A 22,310-nucleotide genomic window follows, 5' to 3' on the forward strand; every position below is an offset into this window, starting at 1 on the left:
TAACCGGGTTGTCTCCAAAAAGAGAAGCCCCCGGGTACAGTACACAGGTGATATTGAACCTGCTGCTGTACCTGGGGGCTTTTTGAAAATATTGAATCAGTGAATATGACGCTCAGGAGCATATTTATTGTGCAGCTTCGAGCTCATTCCCCACAGTTACACTATTCCCCGACGCGATAGCCTCATCGACCGCGAACGCCAGCCGCACATCTGTCAAGGCATCCGCCAGAGAATACGAGGAAATCCCAGTATGCAGAAACTCAGCCATATTCAGCAGCGCCTGTCCAATCCCGATCTCCTCATCGGAAAGAGGAGCGGCGGCAAACGGGTTGCGGAACAGCCTGTGCTGTCCTGCCCGCAGCTCACGCAGGCCCAGGCTGTCCAGACTGCCCTCCTGTCCGCTTTGCACCCGCATTATATCCAGATATTCCGTCTCTTCCGGCCCGAGCCGGCGGATAATCGCATTATCACGGATTTCCCCGTGCGATCCGCGGATAAGCACACGGTTCGAGCGCAGCGGGGAGAAATACTGGGAGCGGGTGAAGTCCAGCACGGCGCTCTGGCCGGAGGGGAAGACCATGATCGCAATATCCTGCTGTTCCATCTTTAGTGTTTCCTCTGCTGCACGCCCCCGGTAGGAAAAGTCCATAATCGGAAGCTCTACCCGGCGGGCAGTGATCTCACAGGCTGTGCCCGTGACGGAGAGCCACTTACGGATCAGGCTGATGCCGTGATATCCATGCGCAACAGAGACTTGAACATGCCCGATCTGTCCCAGCTCACCTGTTCTGATATAAGCAGTTCTCGCCTGATGATGCGGCAGCAGCGGATATTGCTCGGCCACCTGAATCCGCGGGCTGCTCAGGGCCAGAGAGCGCAGCAGCTCATATTCAGCCGGAGTAGAGGCGGTAGGCGTTTCGGCCAGCACAGGTATGTTCACAGCCGCCAGCTCCATCAGCAGAGAAGCAGCAGCAGATTTGGACACCGCCAGCACCACAAAATCACTCTCAGCCGCAAGCTGCTCCACCGAATTAAATAAAGTAAGCTTATGTTTAGCGATCAGGTGCTCGTATTTAGCAGGATTACGGATCAGGGCACCGCTTACCTGAAACTGCTGAGGCAGCAGCTCAGCCAGCTTGAGATACATCTCCGCACGCCAGCCGCTGCCGATAATGCCGAATGTAATAGGTCTGTTCATCGTTCATTACACCTCTGATGCTTAATGGGTACGATCGTATTTTTGTAAGGACTTATGATTAACTTTGTATCCTAAGATCATTGTACATGAAATAAAGGGACAGCATCAGGATCAAACGGAAGGGATGTATACAATGTTCGACAATCTATACAAATGGCAGGACTGAATACTATATTTTATGTTATCATAGCAACAAGTGATCTCTACCCCAAAACAGAATGCTTTTAGACACATACATCACATGCATCCGTTACTCTCCGTAATTTATAAGATTATCAGCAGAGAAGCCCATTGCATGCGGGGCTTCTCTATTTGATTTGATAACGTTTACATAGTTAATAGGGGGACATGCAATGAAGAAAACACCGATGATGCTACAGCTGGCAGTGATTCTATTCTGTATCATGGCCATACCGACAGCCATCCTGACGTGGTATAGCGGGGCACAGATTATAGAGAACTCAGAAGCGGCCATCGGAGAATCATCGTTAGCCGGGCTGAATGCCAACCGCAAGCTGAATGAGAATGCCCTGGCCAATCTGGCCCAGGATACGGCACGCCTGGCCGCAGCCAATGTATTTGAACCGATCCGCGGCTTTGAAACCTATAACGAAGTGAACGCCAGCTACGCTAATTACACCAAGGCTAAGTCCGTAATGAATGAGCTGCTGAACTTGAACCGCCGTGTAGACGGGGTGAGTTCCTCCTACTTTTATCTGGCGGATTCTGATTATGTCATCTCTACTGATAACGCTATCACAACACTGGAACGTTACGAGCCGATGGACTGGACAACGGAAGCCCTTGAAGATCAGAGAGGAATAAGCGGGGTATGGGTCCCGCGCATGCTTGCTTCGGGTGAACATGTTGTGTCATATGTCTATCCGCTCAACCGTCTGTCCTCTCCGACAAGCGGATTGATTGTTGTCAATATGAAGGAGAGCCAGATCGGCAAATATCTGAATACAACAGAGGTCGAGGGAGGCAGCTCCCTGCTGCTGGGAGCAGACGGAAAAGTAATCTCACACAGTAACAAGTCACTGCTGCTTACCGATGGCCTTGAGCTGCCTTTTGTACAGGAGATCCTGAATCAGGATTCCAGTGAAGGCTATGCATTCCGCGAGCTGGACGGCAACCGGATGGTCTATGCATGGAGCCGCTCGGCATTATCCGGGTGGTGGAATGTAAGCTGGAGTTCGATGGATAAGCTGATGGCAGAATCGCGTGAGATGCAGGGAAATATTATTTTGCTTACCGGAGCCATTATTGTGCTGGGAACCGTCCTGGCTGTCGTTCTCGCAACCTGGCTGTCAAGGCCGCTCAGACAGCTGGTGCGGACTATACGCTCCAAAAGCGATCTGGAGGTTGCCGACAGGAATGAGCTTGCTTTCCTGGATATGGCTTTTAAGCGGATGCAGGAGGAGGAAGAGGGACTGTTCCGGCTGCTGCAGGAGCGCGAAGAGGATACCCGCAGCTTTGCGGTTCACCGTCTGCTGCGCGGAGAGATACCGCCGCGGCTTACGGAGGTATTTCCGGAGGCTTGTTACAGAGTTGTTGTAGTCTCGATGGACCGTTACAGAGTGTATGTCGGCAATACCAATGTGGAGACCCGCAGCTACCACCGCTATCTGCTCAATACAAAATACGAGAGTCTGTTTCCTGAGGGGGCTCGGGCCCACTCAGTCTATCATACCGACGGCAGTATTGTTGTTGTGCTTAACTTTGCCCAGGAGGAGCATGGCTGCGGCAACGATTCGATCCGTCAGGCGCTGGAGACCATCCGGGATGAATCGCTTGAGCTGCTTACCCATACCGTCACCATTGCGGTCAGCGGTGTGGCGGATGCACCTGAAATGGTGGCCGAGCGGCTGCTCGAAGCGATGGAATTAATTAAGCAGCGGATCATCAAGGGTGCCGGAAGCATTATGTACTGGCAGGAGGAGGATGAGCACGGCCGCAAATATATTGATTCCGAAAACAGCGAGCGGCGGATTCTCAACTTTGTGGATGCCGGAGATCTGGACGGTATTTTCAAGGAGCTGGAGAATATCCGCTGTCTGATTAGCGCCGAACAGCATATTTCCTACGATAATATTATGTTTATCTATCACCAGCTGATCGGTGCGACGATCAAGCATCTGCGTGAGAATCATATCAGCACCGGAAGAACGGTTATGGGCAAAGGCGATATTTACAGTGTGCTTGCTGCGATGGATACACTGGATGAGCTGGAGGAGTACTTGCATACCTTTTTCCAAGAGATTGTCCAGAATCTGGACCGCGGTCCGGCAGAGACCAATCACGGGGAACGGGTCATCCAATACCTGAAGGATCATTACAAGGAAGAAATTGTGCTGAAGGATATGAGCACTGAATTCGGAATCAGCTACTCTTACATGCGCAAGATCGTATATGAGCTGACCGGAAAAAGCATGATCGATTATCTGAATCAGCTGCGGATCGATAAAGCCAAGGAGCTGCTGCTCGATACGGATCTGACGATTAAGCAGGTGGCCGCAGAGGTCGGCTACTATAATGTCCAGAGCTTCAACCGGTTTTTCCGCAAGTATGAGGGTATGCCGCCAAGCAGTTACAAAACGGCCAAGAGCAAGAGCTCCTAGGAGACGGCTCCTGGCCGTTTTTTATAGGAAACAGATGTTAATGAAAACGTTTTTAGCTATCAAAAATGATTATTCACCTTCATGAAAGCCCTTTAAAACCGCGATTCTATCAGTTTTGATGGAGAGCAGCATTACTCATTGTTTTCAAAAGCGGACAATCGGGCTAGCATAGATCTCGAGGCCGGTTAGGCAACTGGCACAGAGATGAAATGGTGTAGGAGGTGAGATTTTGAAAGTTGCAAACGCTTCAAAGACAAATCAAAATGCTCTACTAAGAAAGAATGAGCGCTTCGGGTTCCTCAAGCGTGACTGGCAGCTATATCTGCTGGTAGCGATTCCGCTGGCTTTTGTAATCGTATTCAAATACTTCCCGATGGCCGGGCTTGTAATCGCTTTTAAGGATTATAAGATCGCAAGAGGCTTCTGGGGCAGTGAGTGGGTAGGCTTTCAAATATTCCAGGATATTTTCGCCAAGCCTGATTTCACAAAAGCGATCCGTAATACGCTGCTGCTCAACATTCTTGATCTCATATTCAGCTTCACAATGCCGATTATTCTGGCCCTGATGCTGAATGAAGTCAAAAGTGTAAAATTCAAACGCGTGAACCAGACCCTGCTGTATCTGCCTCACTTCCTGTCCTGGGTTATTATCGGGGCAATTGCGTATCAGCTGCTTAGTGAAGGTGGTGGTGTCGTCAACAATCTGATTGAATTGATGGGCGGTACCCGGATACCTTTCCTTCAGGAGGATACGAACTGGCTGATCAGCTATCTGGCCATCGGGGTATGGCAGAGCATGGGCTGGGGAACGATTATTTACCTGGCTGCAATCAGCGGCATTAACCCGGAAATGTATGAAGCGGCAACGGTCGATGGGGCGGGACGCTGGAGAAAGGTCTGGAATATTACCATTCCTTCGATCCGTGCAACCATTGTAACGCTGCTGATCATGAGTTTGGGTAAAGTCATGGAAGGCTCGTTCGAGCGGATCTGGTCGCTGCAGAATAAAGCCACTACAGAGTTCACAACGACCATACCGGTGCTGGTGTATCGTTGGGGGATCGAATCCGGTAACTTCAGCCGGGCGACAGCGGTTGGTTTATTCCAGTCCGTAATCGGAATCATTCTTGTCATTACGGCTGACCGCATTGCCAAAAAACTCGGCGAAGACGGTATTTTATAGAAAGGAGAGAACCCGATGAGCGCATCAACCGGCAATCCTGCCGCACCAAGCAAAGGTCGTTTTGATATCTGGGATATTCTAATCAAATTCGCTATTATTCTATTCTCACTAGCCTGTTTATTACCGTTCCTGCATGTGGTATCGAAGTCCATGAGCGCAGACTCTTTTGTCATTGCCAATCAAGTATTTCTGTGGCCAAAGGGCTTCACTCTGGAGGCATACAGCAAAATTTTTGCTGATGCGAGTATCCTCCGCTCCTTGTACATTTCGGTTATCGTAACCGTAATGTTCACCGTGCTGGGAATGGTCCTGACCATCTGCGCAGCTTATCCGCTGTCCAGAGCCCAATTCAAGGGCAGCCGGGTCATCACCTTCTTCTTCCTGTTCACCATGTATTTCAGCGGAGGGATTATCCCGGATTACATGAACATTAACAATCTGGGTCTGATGGATACGATCTGGTCACTGGTTCTGCCGCTATCCTTCAGCGCTTTTAACCTGCTGATTATGAAGACGTCACTGACAAGCAGTATTCCGGTGAGTCTGGAAGAATCTGCGCGGATCGACGGCGCCGGACATTTCCGGATTCTCTGGAGCATTGTGATTCCGCTCTCCAAGCCCATTATCGCTACACTGTCGCTCTTCTACGCGGTTGGCCGCTGGAACGCCTATCAGGACGCTCTGTTCTATATCAAGCATGCCACTGATCTGCGGCCGCTGCAGCTCAAGCTGTACTATCTGGTTATCCAGGCCAGCGAAAGCTTCCAGCTGGAAGCAACAACAGTAACACTCAGTAATCCGGAAGTTCTTAAAGCGTCGGTCGTAGTCTTTGCCACTTTACCTATTCTCTGCGTCTATCCGTTTGTCCAGAAATACTTCGTTCAAGGTACGATGCTTGGCGCAGTCAAAGAGTAGTTGTAAAATCCGCAAGCAGCAGTTATACAGTCCGAAAACTTAAATGGGGGTATTACAATGAACAAAAAGGGTTTTGTATCCTTAATGATGGCATCTGTCATGACAGCCGGCATGCTGGCCGGTTGCTCCGGAAACAACAACAATAACAGTGCGGGAAGCAGCAATGCGCCTGCGAATAACCTGGCTGAAGGCGAATTCGCCGATTATTCTCAGGGCTTTAAGGAAAAGGTGACCCTTGATATCCCGGTCTATGAACGTGCGTTCGAAGGCTGGAATGTAACCGATAACTACTATACCCGCTGGGTACAATCCGAGTTCGGTGACAAATACAACATCGAGGTCAACTATGTTCCGATTACCCGCAGCAGTGAAGTAACCGATTACGAGCAGCTGCTGGCGTCACACAAAGCTCCGGACATTATTTTCCACTATGATATGCCGCAGGCGCTGACTTATTACGGCGAGGATGTTTTGCAGCCGCTTAATTATGAAGAAATAGAAAATTATGCTCCTACTTACTGGGCCAACATGGGTGAAACCATTAAGCAGTACGGCACAGTGGACGATCAGAATATCTTCTTCTTCGCAGCACGTCCGGAAGCAGACAACTTCGTCAACATGATCCGTAAGGACTGGGTTGAGAAGGTTGGCATGAAGGTAGAAGACCTGACCTCCCTCGAGAAATATAATGAAATGCTGGTAAAATGGAAAGAAGCCGGACTTGGCGTGACTGCCGGCAACCTGCTCCAGAACAACTTTAACTACAACTATGCCTTCCGTGAATGGCCGGTTGATCAAGAATACCGTGCGCTGTACTCCGATCTGAGTGTGGCTGACTTCACTACTGCAGATACCGAGCGTTTCTTGCGCAACCTGAACTATCAGTACAACAACGGCCTGATCGACAAAGAATTCTATCTCCGCAGCGACGACAACAAGGTTAAAGCTGAATTTGTTGCCGGCAAGACAGGTACTTATGCAACCTATCTGACCAACAACGCAGACGTTTTCGCAGCTACTTTGGCTAACAATCCGGAAGCAGAATTTGCTGTGATCCCTACTTATGCATTGGTTCCTGAAGGCAATAAGCCACAGCAGCGTGCCTACTGGCCGTTCGGCTTCATTATGGGGATTAACTATGAAACCTCTGCCGAAGAACGCGCTGCAGTGTGGATGTACCTGGAATGGCTGAGCCAGCCGGAGAACCTGTTCAAATTCCAGAACGGGGTGGAAGGCGAGAACTATACGCTTGATGCAGAAGGTATTGCAGTGAAGAACCCTGATTACAAGGGCGAATCCGTCTTGGCACAGAACAACAACAAAGACTACTGGGCACTGGTAACTGAAATCGCTCAATATCAGGATGCCGAGAAAACACTGAAATCCAACATGCGTAACTGGTCACCAGCCGGTTATGAGTATCTGGCTGAAGATATGGTGAAATACTATAATGAAGCTGCTGAATTCCGTACACCGGACGCTATGTTCACCACTGTTCTTGAAAAGGTTAACGAGTATAAAGCGGATCTGAACTCCCTGTTCCAGGATCTCTACGTGAAGACCGTTCTGGCACCGGAAGCTGAATTCGATGCTGTCTATGCTGAAGCCAAGGAAGCGTACCTGAATGCAGGCTATCAGGAGATTCTTGACGAGAAGCAGGCTGCGATCGACGCTGGCAAGTTCCGTTAAGATTACAGTATAGGACTAACTGAATAGAGATATTTATGAAAAATAACCCCCGCGGATCTCCACAGTAGTGGAGGTTTGGCGGGGGTTTTAGATATAAGTCCACAGCCCGTACCTATTTCTCCCGTACAGGCACTTCTGGGCACTGACCCACATACAATAAAAGGACCATGAACCCGTAGTTCTCATCATAGACCGGTTTCATTGTACATGTGCGGGAGGTGTCGCCAAGTTGCCAGGGATCATAAGTACAATCGCGCTGCTGATTAAAGAGTTAACGCTGCTGGTGTCGTATGTAAGGAACAATGCTTTTCCACAACCACTCTCCGAGCAGGATGAAAGCAAATACTTAGGCATGATGGCTGAGGGTGATGCTAAAGCTCGCAACCTATTAATTGAACATAATCTGCGCTTGGTAGCCCACATAGTAAAAAAATTCGACAATACAGGGGAAGACATGGAGGATCTCATCTCCATTGGCACTATCGGGTTGATTAAAGCGATCGAGAGCTACCGCCCTAACAAGGGGACAAAGCTTGCCACTTTTGCGGCACGATGTATCGAGAATGAGATATTAATGCACCTGCGTTCGCTGAAAAAAACACGGAAAGACGTATCTCTCCACGATCCAATCGGGACAGATAAAGAGGGGAATGAGATTACCCTGATCGATATTCTCGGCTCGGAGACGGATGATGTAATTAAAGAAGTTGATCTAAAGATTGAGAAGAGTAAAATATATAGGAATCTTGATATTCTGGACGAGAGGGAGAAAGAGGTCGTCGTCGGCCGCTTCGGCCTGGACACCGGCGGTGAAGAGCGGACACAGCGTGAGATTGCCAAAGACCTCGGCATTAGCCGGAGTTATGTTTCGAGAATTGAAAAAAGAGCGCTGATGAAGCTTTATCATGAGTTTTATAAGGCGAAACGATAACTCCTAAAAGCGACTTGTCTTCGGATGGGTTGCTTTTATTTATAAAATACGTAGTGTACATAATTGAGCAAAACTCAATTATATCATCTCCATGTTTAATTGTTACATACGTATAATAAACACCAAAAAAGCGCGTAAAGATTACAAATGAAAGAAAGCAGATAGTGAATTGGTGTTCAGAAAAGAATCTTAATTGAATAACAACACAAATGAAGTATAGTGGCCCTACTGGATGTTACCAAATTTTACTGCGATAAAAACTTACTCACGGTTTGCCCCCTGCAGCGCCTCCTTAATCAGCAGTTCATTATGACCAGATCCATAAATGTCTATCAAAGAGCGTAACACCTGTCATAATAGCGGCCTGGATCGTAGCAACGCTTTCCTGTCGATCCGCATTCCTGTAATCCGATGACATCCCCATGGAGCCCAACCCAACGGCAGATAATTCTACAATGCTATTTCCATGCTTACATTTACGCATTCCCTTGTTCTCCAAGGTAATAATTCTAATCGCGATCAGGTGAACCCAGGTTTAACTTAAGTATGTTATATTCTCTAAGAAAAGGGCACTGGTATCCCTCAGGTGACATGGTTAAATGAAGTAAGCTGTTTAATAGTTGACCCGTTTGCCTGAAGACAAAAAAGCGATGTGATGTAACTACGAGCATTAACGCACAAACAAGCTCCCTCGCTGGTCTGGCGTTTCATTTGCCGGATGCTCTGGAGGGAGCTTGTCGTTTGTCAGGTTTATTTGGTTTCTATTTCAAGCTGTGGAGCAGATTGTACAGCACCTGAACGCTTTCGGCGCGGGTTAGCTGTTCTTGCGGCGCAAATTGGCCGTCGCCCCGGCCTTGGAGCAATCCTGCTGCGCTGGCAGCCGCTACGGCGCCGCCGGCCCATGCGCCGATCTGATCGGCGTCGGCAAACCCGTTTTGCGCCGGGCTTGCAAGCGGCTGGCCCGCCTTCAGTTCATAGGCGCGGACCAGCATGACCGCCATTTCCTGCCGGGTGACGGTGCCTTCCGGCTCGTATCCGCTGCCGCTCCGGCCCTTGACCAGGCCGGCCTGTGCCGCGGTCTCTACCGCTGAAGCATACCAGGCTTCGTGCGGCACATCGGCAAAGCCGGCGGTGTTGCCGCTGCCGGAAGCCGGGTCCAGCCCCAGCAGCCGCACCAGCATGGCGGCGAACTCGGCCCGGGTTAGCGCCTTCTGCGGCTCAAACCGGGTGTCGCCAACGCCTTCGATGACATGCTTGGCCGCAATCCGCGCGATAACTGTGCGGGCCCAGTGATGATCGCCCACATCCAAGAAGCTGCGGCTGTACGCCAGAACCGCGTATTGTCCGTTCAGCGGGACTTCAGCAGCAATCTCGCCGCCGCTCCACCGGCCTCCGGCGTAAACGGGCGCGCCGCCGGTTCCGATGGCGTATACGCCCAGCAGCTCCGGATCGGCAATGCTGTCTGCGCCTGCCTTGAGGGTCAGTGTAACCGTCTCATTCTCCAAGGCGGAGGCTGAGGTTGAGACAAGGAGATTGCCGCTTGAGTCCGCCGCCCCGGCTTCGAGGCTGTAGACGCCGCCGGCCGCGGTCCATTCTACAGCCCCCGGCACGTTGGCCCGCTGCGTCGCCTGCGTTATTAACCCGGAATCGGCGGCGGCCGCCGTAATCCGGATCTGCGCCGCCTGCGCGCCTTCTCCGGCCGCAGCGAGCAGCTTGCGCAGGGTTTGCCCGCTAAGCTCAAGAACCAGCGCTTCCTTCACCAGCTTTAGCGTACCGCTTGCTGCTACGGTCCCGGCTGCATCCGCCGGCAGCAGCAGCGTCTCCTTTTCTGGGCTCCACTGAACCGTGAAGCTTCCCGCGCCCTCCGGCTTCAGATCCGCTTGGACCAACTGCTGAACTCCCGCGGGCAGCCCGGGAACAGCAACCGGCGCGATAGGCGCAGGAGTTTCGGGATTCGGATTGCCGGGAGGATTCGCGGATGCGGCAATAATGACAGTGCGGGTGACTTCCGCCGCCGTGTTGCCCGCCGTATCCTGCACATTGTAATGAACCTTGTAGGTGGCTTCGGTAACGGTACGGATTTCGTCCGCCGGAAGTCCGTTCCAACTGAAGGCGGTGATGATCCGGTCCGTTATATCTCCATCCCGGTCATCCGAGGCCTGTGCGCCGGCATCGGAATAATCCGCGCCCACATCCACGGTTACGGGATTTTGCCCCAGCAAAGCAATGACCGGTTTCACCGTATCCCCGCCTTCGGAGGGAGCCGTTCCGAGTTGTTCAAACACCAGGTAATCGATATTTCCGACATACGTGCGTTCGGTGGAAAAGCTAAGAATGAGATCATGTACGCCGGTCACGGATTGTTCGACGGTTCCCGTATACGGCAGATACGTGTTGTAGTTGTCGGGCGCATCGGGAGCGACCGCAGCGGTCAGCGTGCCGATTCTGTGGGCCTCGTCAACGGTGTCCGCATAGAGGGTGACCGTTCCTCCGCAGTTCGAGCTTTTCAGCGCCATGTTCATGACAAAGCTCTGGATGCCGCTCATTCCGAAATCTACGGAGCTCAGGGTCAGGCTGCTGCCGTCAACCACATCGCCGATATAATTAAAGCCGTTGGTCAGATTGCTCGATAAGCCCGTAGCTGCTGCTGCGGCTTTCTTGGCATTGGGCGTTTTGCCTGCTCCGGGGGTAAACAGGGAGGCCCATTCCCCTTCAATAGAACTGAAAGCCGAAACTTTGTACTGGGTCGATAAGACCGGCGTCGCATAGCTGTCAAATAATTTGTAGTTTGAATACACGGAGGCTTGAACGGTAAAGTCGCCGTATTTCAATACGTTAATCTGGCCGGTGGTTTCATGTACAGCCGCGATATCGGGACGGGACGATGACCATTTGATTGAAAAATCGGCATCCGACGGCAGGTAGTCCGCTTCTGCGCTGAGGGTGTAGGTGTTTTTTTTCCGGGTGGCATTCAGCGCAGTGTCTGCCGTGAGCGGTTCACCGTCCAGCTTGAAGGAGATCGCGGTCAGTTCCGCCAGGTCCGCTTTGGCTACATACGGATGGAAGACGAAATAATCCAGATTCCCCACATAGGTCTTTCCGGCGTTCGGCCGGAAGACCAGCGTTACATGATGCGTGCCCGTAATCCGCTCGCTGAAGCTGCAGGTAAACGTCTTAAACACGCTCCAGTCGGCCGCCGTCGGCGTTGTGGTAAGGGAACCGATTTTTCGGGCGCCCGTCAGACTGCCGTCGGAGCTTCCGTCAATGTAAATATCGACAGAGCCAGAGGCGTTGCTTTCTTTTACGGCAGCGGAGAACACCGCGGAGTCCGCTCCGTCATCACCGAACTGGACATTGGAGTAGAAGGCCCATGATCCGGCCAGGGAACCGCCCAGATTGTCGCCTTCGGCATGCACCAGTGAATAGGTGTCATATTCGCCCGCTTCGATCCGGGTATAGGCATCCTTGGGCTCGTTGCCGACTCTCTTGTCATAGACGCCGGGCGATGCATAGGACAGCTCAAGTACGTCCGATGCGCCGGCGGTCGTCTGCCCCTCGACATATTTGAATTTGAACAACTGGCTTGTCGTCAGATCTTTCGCGGAGATCGACTTATAGGAGGAGACCGAAACGGACGGGCCGTTAAACGCTGAATTTGTGGATTTTTTCGTCCAGCCGTAAGCTTGACCGTCCGAATCTTTGGCATAGGCAATGCGCATGCCTCTGTCCTTGTTCGCGCCCATGGTGAAGGAGGCGGTCTGGTTAGGATCGGAGGCGGAGACGGAGTACCCCTTAAAGGCTTGCGAGGTTCCGACAATCAGGAGGTTATCCTCCGTCAGGCTGGTGTAATAGTGGGTGTTAAAGTCGGCAACGGTCGGTTCATGGGCGAATACCCCATCCGTGTTATAGGTAAACCAGAACACGACGGAAGCGCCGGGCCGGATAATCCGGTTCTCCGGCAATTCCAGCCGGCCCTCCCAGTTGACGGAGGCATCTCCGCCGATATTTCCCCAAAGGAAGGCATAGTCATCCGTGGACAGCGACTTCGTGCCGGCATTGGTGACTTCAAAATATTTGAAGCCCGGACTTGCATTGGGATAAATTTCCGAGATGATCGGATGGGCTTCGCCGGATTCCCGGACCAGGTTCAAGGTATAGATGGTCGTACGTCCGGCGGCATCCGTTACGTAGAGGAGTATGGAGGCCGTGGCTTCCGCCATATCGAAGCTCAGGCTGCTTTGTCCGCCGGACTCCGCAGAAACCGGATACGGGGCGTTATTGTGGCTTGCGCTGACGGTATACTCCGCGTTGTGCTTCAGCGTCAGGGACAATTGGCCTTCCGATAAATACAGGTTGTAGGCAAAGCGGTCGCCGGAAAAATCCGAAACCGCGTTCTGGTTGACCTCAATGCCGTCCAGCTTCGGCATATGATGCAGCGACAGCTCGGCGTATACTGCCGAATGATCGGAAAGATACGGATTGGAGATGATGTCATGCTTATATACGCCGATATTTCCCGCCGAGATAAAAATATGGTCGATGACGTCTTTGGTTTCCCCGTGATAGTTTTCACCGAATCCGGCAGAGCTGGGGAGCGTCGAATAGGTATTCGACACGTATTTGGCGTTCAGATACCCGTTGCTCCCGTCGGCCAGATATTGATAGGCCCCCGATTGCTCCGTCGAGTTGATATCTCCCGTCAGAACGACGGGCGCGTTATAGATGGCCGCCAGTTCATCGGCCGTACTCTTGACCTGAATGGAACACAGCCGCTGGACGTAGTCCGAGCTTTGATGGTCATAATGGGAATTGACCTGGATGTATGCGATTTCATTTGTGCCTTTGGTTTTGAAAACGGCATAGGACATGACGCGGGAATTGGACATACCCTTATACAGCAGTTTGCCCTGGGCGTCGAGGATATCCGTGTATTTGGACGTTTTGATGTCCGGCGTCTCCGAGAACCAGTACCCGCCGAATTTTTCGATATCATATAAATCGCTTCGGTAAAGAATGGGCGAATACTCGCTGTAACCGCTTGTCAAAGCGGTTGTCCCGTCCTCGGCTTTCGTGCCGGTTACGGCATAGGTTGCTCCATTCTGATAGTTATAGGCACTTACGTAGTCATTTAAATAATTAAGCCAATCCTGGGTAACCTCATTTAAACCCATGGAATCCGGCTGTTTCCCGTCGATCAGAGCCGTAAGCATTTGTCCCCGGCTTTGTCCGTTGTATTCCCGTTCAATGGGCTGGTTCAGACTCGTCAGCACATTGAAGCTCATAATCTTCAATTTGGCCTCGCCCGCCTGCGCGCTTGCGCCCGATACGCCCATACCGGCGAACATAGAAACCAGCATGACTGCCGACAGCATATAGGCTATCGCTTTCCTTCTCACATGAATCCCTCCTGATTGTGATCGATTTTCGCTCTGCCGAAGCAGCACTGCTCCATCATAGTCAGAAGTCCGCGGGAGGTCTATTTTAAAAACCGGATTTCCTTTCACTATTTCGCCAATTGGCCTTCAAAAAAAAAGTAACCGCTTTCATTTTAACGGGATTTCAACCCGGCCGGGTAGGCTGGACCTATTCACGCGAATCCAGCCGTTTCATCGACGCTTGCTCCCGGTAGACGGAAGGAGAGACCCCGTATTTTTTTTTGAACAAGGTGGAGAAATAAGTGATGTTGTACATCCCGACGGACTCGCTGATTTTGGCTGCCGTTTCGTTCGAGGTGATCAGAAGCTCACGCGCCTTCTCCAGCCGGGTATGATTCAGAGCTTCGCTGAAGGATTGCTGGGTGGAGGCCTTGAACAGCTTGCCCAGATAGCTTGGCGACAGCCCCGCGATATTGGAGACCGATTCCAGGGACAGGCCCGGTTCCGTATAATGTTCACGGATGTAGTTTTGGACATTCTCAATGATGCTGTTGTGCTTTTGCGCGTTCAGCCACTGATTTTTCTCCTCCAGCAAGACGCCTATTTTCGCGCAATAGCCGGCGATAATGCCGACGATGTCCTCCAGGCTCTCCGCCGCTTCAATATCCGCGATGGCGTCCAGATAGGCATTGAAGTTGGTGTCCGGCAGGGATTGCAGATATTCGAAATGCTTCAGCACGGACAGGAGCAGTTGGATGCTGTAAGTGATTACCTGATTGCTGGAGCCGGGAGCGACAAGCCCGACAAATTCCTCGATCCGTTCCCGGATGGCGCCGGGTTTGCCGGACTGCACCGCATCGATCAATTTTTTCTCGGAGGCGGTTGGATAGCTGAGGACTGCCAAAAAATGGGAACGCGTCAGATGGGCGTCCAGAATGGACTCTTTGCCGTAGATCAGCCGGTATTTCACATATTGCTGCGCCGACGTGTAGGAATACTGGATATTTTTTCGGCCGAACACGATATCTCCGATGCCGGCGGAGACGGTCAGCCTGAAATAGCGTTTCAGGAAGTTCTGCGCGCCTTCCAGCGCTTTTTTCAACTCAAGCGGCAGTTCATTGGTTTCATATTGGCTGACCGCCACGACCTCGTTCTCCTCGGTAACCAGGACATCGCATGCGCCGAACGGCTCCAGCGTTTCTTTGGCGATATTGCCCAGGGCGAAGCGCAGCAGCGATTGCTGATCGGCCTGAACCCGTTCCTTCACCGCCTCGATCTCATCGATCTTCAGCACAATCGCGCAAAAGTACGGTCCGGGCATATCCTCGTCGATCTGGCGGATGCTTTCTTCGGGGGCGGCAATGTCACGGATGTTTCCTTTGAGCAGCGCCAGCAGATAGTGCTCCCTGATGGTCTGCGAGGAACGGCGGATCACGAACTGCATTGACTTTTCCTTTTCCTCCAGCGTGGTGAATACCTCGGTAAGCACCTTGTACTCGTCGATGAGCGGCGAACCCGCCGTGGACAGCGCCGGATTAATGGTGTCGAACAGGGAGGACATCGGCTTGTAGATGTTTTTGGTCAGGAACACGGAGATCAGCAGGCCGGCCAGTCCCAGCGCAGAGGTCACCAGCAAGGTGACGTTGCGCAGCTCGCGGATATTGGAGATCAGCTTGTCATAGGGAGAAACGCTTACAAAATACCAGTTCATTTCCGCCGACTTCACATAAGTAACCAGGTGTTTCTCTTTGAAGATGTTTGCCGTAAAACTATGCTCCGGCAGGCCTTCGCTGAGAATCCGCCGTACATAGTCTTCCCCGGATACATCCTCCATGAACAGGCCGGAATCCGTATGCGACAGGACGCTTCCTTCACTGTCCATGACGAATACGTTGTTCAAAGCATCCGATTTGCTGATGCTGCGGATGGTTGTAAGAATCGACTGCTCTTCCACATTGATGTAAATCAGCGGATTGGCGGTGAAATGCAGCGAATAATCGGGATAAAGCATAAAGGTCAGCAATTGCAGCGGACTGCTGTTGTTGATGCCCTTCACGGACAGCTTGCGCGGGTAAAACTCCATATATTTCTGCGCGCTGATCGCATACAGGGACTTGTCAAAGGGAATCCCGGATGTATCGACATTGGTCTCGGTGGAAGGACGGTAGACGCCGATGCTGTAAATGAACGGATAAGCATTTTTGATCTGCGACATCTGCTGGAAGACATGATAGTTCTTGGTCTTGTCCTCCTCCTTGTCGTTCAGGAAAGAAACCACCTGCGGGTCGTTGATCAGGGAATTGCCGATGGTCATGACCTGATTGTAGATCACGTCGGAAGCATAGCTGATTTGAGACAAAATCGTTTTCGAATTGCGGTCGATTTCCGCTACGGCGCTTCTGGAGAACAGCGAGAAGAGAACGCTCGACAGCAGGCTGACCGTGATCAGAACGAGCAGGAAATAGGAAACCGTAAGCTTTTGAAAGGTTTTGTACCGGAGTAGACGGCTGAGAATGATGCGCATGTTGATTCCTCCATTGCTGCTGAATTGCTTCTTAAATATAGGGTAAAAACGAGAAAAATGGTACTGTCTTGCCTAAAAATGAAAGCCGTTGCTCCTTTTTGAAAAGCCGTGCCCGAATGTTGAAGGCGATAGGCGGATTTCGAAATGGACGCCGCTGCGGCGCTCCGCCTACGATGGAAGCAGACGGCCGCCGCGAAAAAGGCGCGCTGAATTTATAGGAGGTTGACATAATGAAGAGGGCAAAGAAATGGTCCATCCTGCTGCTTGCCGGAATGCTGTCGTTTACGGGATTAACCGCAGGTGAACTTCCGCAGGCCAAAGCGGCTGGCGCGGACGGAGACTCGCAGCAGGTCAAGCTGATGACCTTTAATATCAAGAACCGTTCGGGTACGGGCGATACCGCTTGGGATAACCGCAAGCAGCGGGTTGTCAACGCGATTGAATCGTTTGGTCCGGATCTCGTCGGGATGCAGGAGGGATATGAGAACCAGATTCAGGATGTGCTGAGCGGTCTCGCCGCTCCGTATGCCTCGGTCGGCGTTTCGCGCTACGGCAATACGACGGACGAATACAACAATATTCTGTACCGTTCGGACAAATACCGGGTGGAGGAGTGGGGACAGTTCTGGCTGAGCGATACGCCGGATGTGGCGGGCAGCAAAAGCGCCTATGAAACCAAATATCCGCGTATCTGCACTTGGGCCAAGTTCAGCTCGTTGTCCGACAGCCGGGCGCAGTTTTATTACTTCAATACCCATCTGGGATTGACCGATGAGGCCCGGGCGCAGGGGACAAATCTGCTGCTTGAGCGTATCGGCAAATATGTGACTTCTCCGAGCATCCCTGTGTTTCTCGGCGGAGACTTCAATATGGAAGAGACCAGCGCTTCATTTCAGCAAATCCAGAATTCGGACTTGAATGATACCTGGGCCGATCTGGGACACAGCTACACGAATGACGGGACGATGAGCCTCTTCGACGGTTCCGTCGATACGACCCACATCGACTGGATCTTTCAGCGCAACGCTTCCCGCCTGCAATCCATTGAAATCAACCGTTACCATGAGAACGGATTGTATCCGTCCGATCACTACCCCGTGCAACTGGTCGCTTATATCCCGCTGACCGGCGACCCTTCCCCCGACCGGAGCGGGTTCGGGCAGGCCAGCGCGCAGTACAGCGACAGCCCTTCCGGCGAGGATGTGAGCAAAGCATTCGACAACGACAAGCGGACGAAGTTCTACACGCCGCACGGATCGGCGTGGGTCCAGTTCCGCTTTGCGAACGGCGGAAGGTTCGCCATCAACCGCTACCGCTTATCTTCGGCCAACGACAACCCGCAGCTACGGGACCCGAAGAACTGGACGGTCAAAGGCTCGAACGACGGGGTGAACTGGACAGTGCTCGACAGCCGGAGCAACGAGACCTTTGAGCTGCGCTACCAGACGAAGGAATTTACCTTCGCCAATACGGCGCGGTACGAATATATCCGCTTCGAGCTGAATAGCGGCGGCAGCGGACTGCAGGTCTCCGAGATTGAGCTGTTCGACTATGTCAACGCGGCACGCAATGGAAGCGCTACCGCGGACGGGTTCGTCAGCGGGGAAGGCCCGGAGAAGGCGATTGACGGCACGGTGGCCGGCAACAGCAAGTGGGCCGCCACCGGGGCAGAGCCGCATGACCTGCGGGTCGACCTGGGCGTGCGCCATAACATTACCCGGTTCGTCGTCAAGCATTCCGCCGCGGGAGGCGAGGCGGCCGACCGGAACACTGTGGCTTTCCGCATCCAAGTGAGCGACGACGGAAGCAACTGGACCGATGCGGTAACCGTAGCCGACAACAAGGCGAATGTGACGACCCATAACGTCAACGTCTTCGGCCGGTATGCGCGGCTCTATATTACGGATGCGGCGGCAAGAAGCGGAGACACCTCGGCCCGCATCTATGAATTCGAGGCTTACGGCCTGGCTGAAGGCGCGGTCTTCTACCAGCATGCCAACTATGGCGGATATGCGGTCAGCCTGCCCAAAGGACGGTATTCGCTGGACCAGCTCCGCGAAGCCGGGATCAGCAACGACGATATCACCTCGCTGAAGGTAGTGGGAGGTGCAATCGTGAAGCTCTACTGGGATGACCATTTCCTGGGCGATTCGCTTACGCTCACTTCCGATCAACCGACGCTCAGCGCCTACGGCTGGAACGACAAAACTTCTTCTATCGTCATTGAGTGAGCGGATTTGGCCGCATTTTGCCGGAAAGTTAAAGCGAAGTCCGGTATTTGAAATAGGAATTCCGGCGGAATTGCTCTAAAGTAAGCCATGCAAAGCTTGCAGCAGGCTTGCAATTCGATTAACGGGAGGACATGAAATTGGAAACAAAGCTTCGCCGCCGCAGAGGCGTATGGGCGGATATCCGGAATAACGGCACATCCTATCTGCTGGTTTTGCCGGCCATGGTATACACATTTATTTTCGGCTATATGACCTATCCGTATATGGTGATCGCCTTTCAGCGGTTTAATTACACGAAGGGGATATTCCGCAGCGAATGGGTCGGGTTCCGCAACTTTGAGTTTTTCTTCCGGTCCAACAAAGCCTTTCTGGTCACGTTCAATACGATTTTTCTCAACCTTCTGTTTATTCTCTTCGGCACGCTGACCGCGCTGGCCATCGCGCTGCTGCTGAACGAGCTGCGGAAGAAGCTGTTCGTCAAGATCAGCCAATCGGTCATGCTGTTTCCGAACTTCATTTCCTGGATTGTCATCAGCTACGTGATCTACGCCTTCTTTTCCATGGATATGGGGATTGTCAACCAGATGCTGAACAAGCTCGGAATTGCCTCCGTCAACTGGTATACGGAACCGAAGGTCTGGCCGGCTATTCTGACGCTCATGCATGTATGGAAAGGGGCCGGCATGAGCGCGGTCATCTATTTGGCCACCATTACCGGCATTGACGACACGCTGTACGAGGCGGCCCAGATCGACGGGGCAAACCGCTGGCAGATGTGCATGAAGATCACTGTTCCCTTGATGATGCCGACGGTTGTCATTCTTACGCTGCTGTCGATCGGCAAGATCATGTACGGCGATTTCGGGATGATCTACGCGCTGATCGGCGACAACGGAACGCTGTACCAGACAACCGACATTATCGATACCTACGTTTTCCGTTCCCTGCGGCAAATCGGGGATCCGTCGGAAGCGATGGCGGTCGGATTGTTTCAATCCGTGGTCGGGTTTATCCTTGTCTTCGGCACCAACCTGATTACTCGAAAGTTTTTCAAGGACGGGGCGCTTTATTAGCATTACCCGCTGCTGGCGTTAACTAGCCGAGAGGCGTCTTTATAGGAGGAAGCAATGTGAAAAAAAGTTCCATCAGCCAAACGATCATGTATCTCTGCATTACGCTGTATTCCGCTTTGTGTCTGATTCCGATGCTGCTGGTCCTGATGATCTCGATTACGGATGAAGATGCCATTCTGAAGAACGGGTACAGCCTGTTTCCGGAAAAATTTTCGTTGTATGCGTACAAGGTGATCTTTACCGGCGGGTCCCAGGTGCTGCATAGCTACATGATCTCCATCATCGTCACGGTCGTCGGCACCAGCCTGGCCATTCTGATCACCGCCATGGCCGGGTATACCCTGGCGAACAAAAGCGTGAAGTACCGCAACGTCCTTTCGCTCTATTTTTTCATCACCATGATTTTCTCCGCCGGCATCGTTCCCTGGTATTTGATGAACCGCTGGCTGGGGCTGACCGACAACATTCTGGCGCTCATTATCCCGTCGCTGCTGTTCAGTCCCTTCAACCTGTTCCTGGTGCGCAACTTTATGAACGGGGTTCCGGATTCCCTGCGGGAATCGGCGACCATCGACGGAGCGAATGACCTGACGATCGCCTTCCGGATCTATCTTCCGCTGTGCACGCCCGTGCTGGCTACCATTGCGCTCTTCTACGGGCTGGATTACTGGAACAACTGGTGGAACGCGATCATGCTGATCGACGACAAAAGCTTGTACCCGCTGCAATTCATGCTGCTGCAGTTGAAATCCGAGATTAGCATGCTGAATCAAATGACGATGCTGGCCGGGGCCGACGACATCACCCTGCCTTCCGAATCCGTCAAGATGGCGACGGCGATTGTCACGATCGGTCCGATTATTTTCCTGTATCCGTATTTGCAGAAGTATTTCGTCAAAGGCCTGGTCATTGGATCGGTCAAAGGCTGATATATTCCCTTCGGGGTCTATATACAAATCATAAGGAGTCGATTGGATTATGAAAAAGGGTCTAACTTTAGCACTGGCGGTCATGCTCGCCGCGGTGTCGCTCGCCGGGTGCGGAAACTCCGGCAATACGTCAAACGGGGGAGGCAACAACAGCGCCGCGCCTGTGCAGACAGCGGACGGAAAGAAAACAGAGACCGTCACCATCAAATACGTGGTTCCCGGCACGGAACCGAGAGATTACAAGGAAGTCATTCAGCTCATCAACGAGAAGCTGGCTGCGGACGGCGTGGGCGTTGCGCTGGAGAAGGTCTATATTCCGAGCGACGCGTGGGATCAGAAGCTCAATCTGATGCTGTCCACGGGAGAGAATTTCGACCTGTTCCATATCATGCAGGACCGCACGCCGTTCTCCAGCTATTACAACCGCGGCGCCCTCGCCGATATCAGCGAATCGATTGAAAAGTATGGGCAGAATTTGAAAAAATACATTCCCGATGACATTTTTGACGGAGCCAAAATTGACGGCAACTATTATGCCGTTCCATCGTATTGGGTGGAAATGTCGAGTGAAGGCGAATTCAACATCCGCCGCGACATTCTCCGCCAGAACAATCTGCAGGAACCGACCAACCCGGATGAGCTGATCAGCGCCTGGGAGACGGTAATGAAGAACTGGAAGGGCAGCAACAAGCCGTATTACGCGGTCAAAGCCGATTTTGATCCGGTCAGCCTGCATACAACCATCCTGCACCGCACGTATGATACCTTCCCTTTTACCGTCAAGGATAAATTTTTCTACGTCAATCAGAACGGGGATGTGAAATCCTGGATCGAAACCGAGGAGTTCAAGAAAGACGCCGAATTCATGCGCAAGCTGTACACCAAAGGCTTGACCAATCCGGACATCCTCGTAATCAAGCAGGAGCAGGCCAAAGCCCAGCTTGACAGCGGAGACTGGTTCGTCAACTTCGGCACCGGCGGCAATCTAGGCGCGCTCAAGAAGAACAATCCGGAGGCCACCGTGGACGATATCGGCGTGGTCTGGTTCAATCCGGAGAAGGTCTACCTGCGGCCATTGACCTTCAAGAACGGAAATGCGGTGCCGGTGAACAGCAAACATCCCGACGAAGCGGTTAAATTTATGGACTGGATGCTGGCCAGCCAGGATAACTATGACCTTGTCCAGTACGGCATCGAAGGCAAGCACTACACGAAAGATGGCGACAAAGGGATGAAGGCGATCAATGATCCCGACAACAACAACAAGCCGGGCTACAAAGGCTCCGAATCCCAGAACGGCAATGTGAATTTCATGCGCTTCGATCTGGAGAACAGCATCCCTGAAAACAACAAGGTGCTGTACGAACCGAATCCCGACGCGGTCAACAGCATCGCTGCCAACTTTGTCTTTGATCCTACCAATGTCCGTACCGAATACACCAATATTGTTTCGGAAGCCAGCGCCAGCATTACTCCGATCTATATGGGCGTGCAGGAATTCGACAAGACCTACCCCGCTGCGCTCGACAAAATGAAAAAAGCGGGATTGGATAAAGTGGTGGAAGAATATCAGCGCCAGTTCAAGGAATATCAGGCAGCTCAAGGCAAATAGCAGAAGAGAGAAGAATAGGAGTGAAATTA

At 52.2% G+C, this 22,310-nt stretch carries 12 protein-coding genes; 9 read left to right on the forward strand and 3 right to left on the reverse strand.

Features of this window, described 5'->3' with window-relative positions; all coding sequences use genetic code 11:
• Positions 1-124: 124 nt before the first annotated feature.
• Positions 125-1,198, reverse strand: a complete 1,074-nt coding sequence (locus BLR64_RS22885; protein ID WP_090717957.1) for a Gfo/Idh/MocA family protein — start codon at positions 1,196-1,198, stop codon at positions 125-127.
• A gap of 353 nt (positions 1,199-1,551) precedes the next feature.
• Here BLR64_RS22885 and BLR64_RS22890 point away from each other — a divergent pair, with 353 nt between their 5' ends.
• The 5 genes from BLR64_RS22890 (at position 1,552) to sigK (ending at position 8,537) form a co-directional block, all read left to right on the forward strand.
• Positions 1,552-3,819, forward strand: a complete 2,268-nt coding sequence (locus BLR64_RS22890; RefSeq protein ID WP_090717960.1) for an AraC family transcriptional regulator — start codon at positions 1,552-1,554, stop codon at positions 3,817-3,819.
• Positions 3,820-4,048: 229 nt separating this feature from the next.
• Positions 4,049-5,002: an ABC transporter permease gene (locus BLR64_RS22895; protein ID WP_090717963.1), complete on the forward strand. Its 954-nt coding sequence runs from the start codon at positions 4,049-4,051 to the stop codon at positions 5,000-5,002.
• Positions 5,003-5,017: 15 nt separating this feature from the next.
• A complete protein-coding gene (locus tag BLR64_RS22900; protein WP_068722489.1) occupies positions 5,018-5,917 on the forward strand; it encodes a carbohydrate ABC transporter permease in 900 nt (299 codons plus the stop codon).
• 57 nt (positions 5,918-5,974) lie between these two features.
• Positions 5,975-7,606: a type 2 periplasmic-binding domain-containing protein gene (locus BLR64_RS22905; protein ID WP_090717965.1), complete on the forward strand. Its 1,632-nt coding sequence runs from the start codon at positions 5,975-5,977 to the stop codon at positions 7,604-7,606.
• Between the two features lie 229 nt (positions 7,607-7,835).
• Entirely contained in the window at positions 7,836-8,537 is a 702-nt protein-coding gene (gene sigK / locus BLR64_RS22910) for an RNA polymerase sporulation sigma factor SigK (RefSeq protein ID WP_039870896.1), read from the forward strand.
• A 761-nt stretch (positions 8,538-9,298) separates the two neighbouring features.
• On the opposite strand, the gene BLR64_RS22915 is transcribed toward sigK, so the two are convergent.
• Both BLR64_RS22915 and BLR64_RS22920 read right to left on the reverse strand, forming a co-directional pair.
• Positions 9,299-13,933 (reverse strand): S-layer homology domain-containing protein, encoded by a 4,635-nt coding sequence (locus tag BLR64_RS22915; RefSeq protein ID WP_090717967.1) that lies wholly within the window; start codon positions 13,931-13,933, stop codon positions 9,299-9,301.
• 187 nt (positions 13,934-14,120) lie between these two features.
• Entirely contained in the window at positions 14,121-16,436 is a 2,316-nt protein-coding gene (locus BLR64_RS22920; RefSeq protein WP_090717970.1) for a helix-turn-helix domain-containing protein, read from the reverse strand.
• Positions 16,437-16,666: 230 nt separating this feature from the next.
• On the opposite strand from BLR64_RS22920, the gene BLR64_RS22925 reads away from it, so the two are divergent.
• The 4 genes from BLR64_RS22925 to BLR64_RS22940 all read left to right on the forward strand — a co-directional run bounded on the left by BLR64_RS22925 (position 16,667) and on the right by BLR64_RS22940 (position 22,281).
• Positions 16,667-18,667, forward strand: coding sequence for a discoidin domain-containing protein (locus BLR64_RS22925; protein WP_090717973.1), 2,001 nt, complete (start codon positions 16,667-16,669; stop codon positions 18,665-18,667).
• 137 nt (positions 18,668-18,804) lie between these two features.
• Positions 18,805-19,740 (forward strand): ABC transporter permease, encoded by a 936-nt coding sequence (locus BLR64_RS22930; protein ID WP_415841057.1) that lies wholly within the window; start codon positions 18,805-18,807, stop codon positions 19,738-19,740.
• Positions 19,741-19,796: 56 nt separating this feature from the next.
• Complete coding sequence (locus BLR64_RS22935; RefSeq protein WP_244157824.1) at positions 19,797-20,669, forward strand: carbohydrate ABC transporter permease; 873 nt, start codon at positions 19,797-19,799, stop codon at positions 20,667-20,669.
• 49 nt (positions 20,670-20,718) lie between these two features.
• Positions 20,719-22,281, forward strand: a complete 1,563-nt coding sequence (locus BLR64_RS22940) for an extracellular solute-binding protein (protein WP_090717979.1) — start codon at positions 20,719-20,721, stop codon at positions 22,279-22,281.
• The last annotated feature ends 29 nt before the right edge of the window (positions 22,282-22,310 follow it).

Source organism: Paenibacillus typhae (genome assembly GCF_900099765.1).
GTDB classification, from domain to species: Bacteria; Bacillota; Bacilli; order Paenibacillales; family Paenibacillaceae; genus Paenibacillus_AQ; species Paenibacillus_AQ typhae.

Coding starts and splice junctions, on each gene's coding strand:
- BLR64_RS22885 (WP_090717957.1), bottom strand. CDS start 1,198: ATGAACAGACCTATTACATTCGGCATTATCGGCAGCGGCTGGCGTGCG.
- BLR64_RS22890 (WP_090717960.1), top strand. CDS start 1,552: ATGAAGAAAACACCGATGATGCTACAGCTGGCAGTGATTCTATTCTGT.
- BLR64_RS22900 (WP_068722489.1), top strand. CDS start 5,018: ATGAGCGCATCAACCGGCAATCCTGCCGCACCAAGCAAAGGTCGTTTT.
- BLR64_RS22905 (WP_090717965.1), top strand. CDS start 5,975: ATGAACAAAAAGGGTTTTGTATCCTTAATGATGGCATCTGTCATGACA.
- BLR64_RS22920 (WP_090717970.1), bottom strand. CDS start 16,436: ATGCGCATCATTCTCAGCCGTCTACTCCGGTACAAAACCTTTCAAAAG.
- BLR64_RS22925 (WP_090717973.1), top strand. CDS start 16,667: ATGAAGAGGGCAAAGAAATGGTCCATCCTGCTGCTTGCCGGAATGCTG.
- BLR64_RS22940 (WP_090717979.1), top strand. CDS start 20,719: ATGAAAAAGGGTCTAACTTTAGCACTGGCGGTCATGCTCGCCGCGGTG.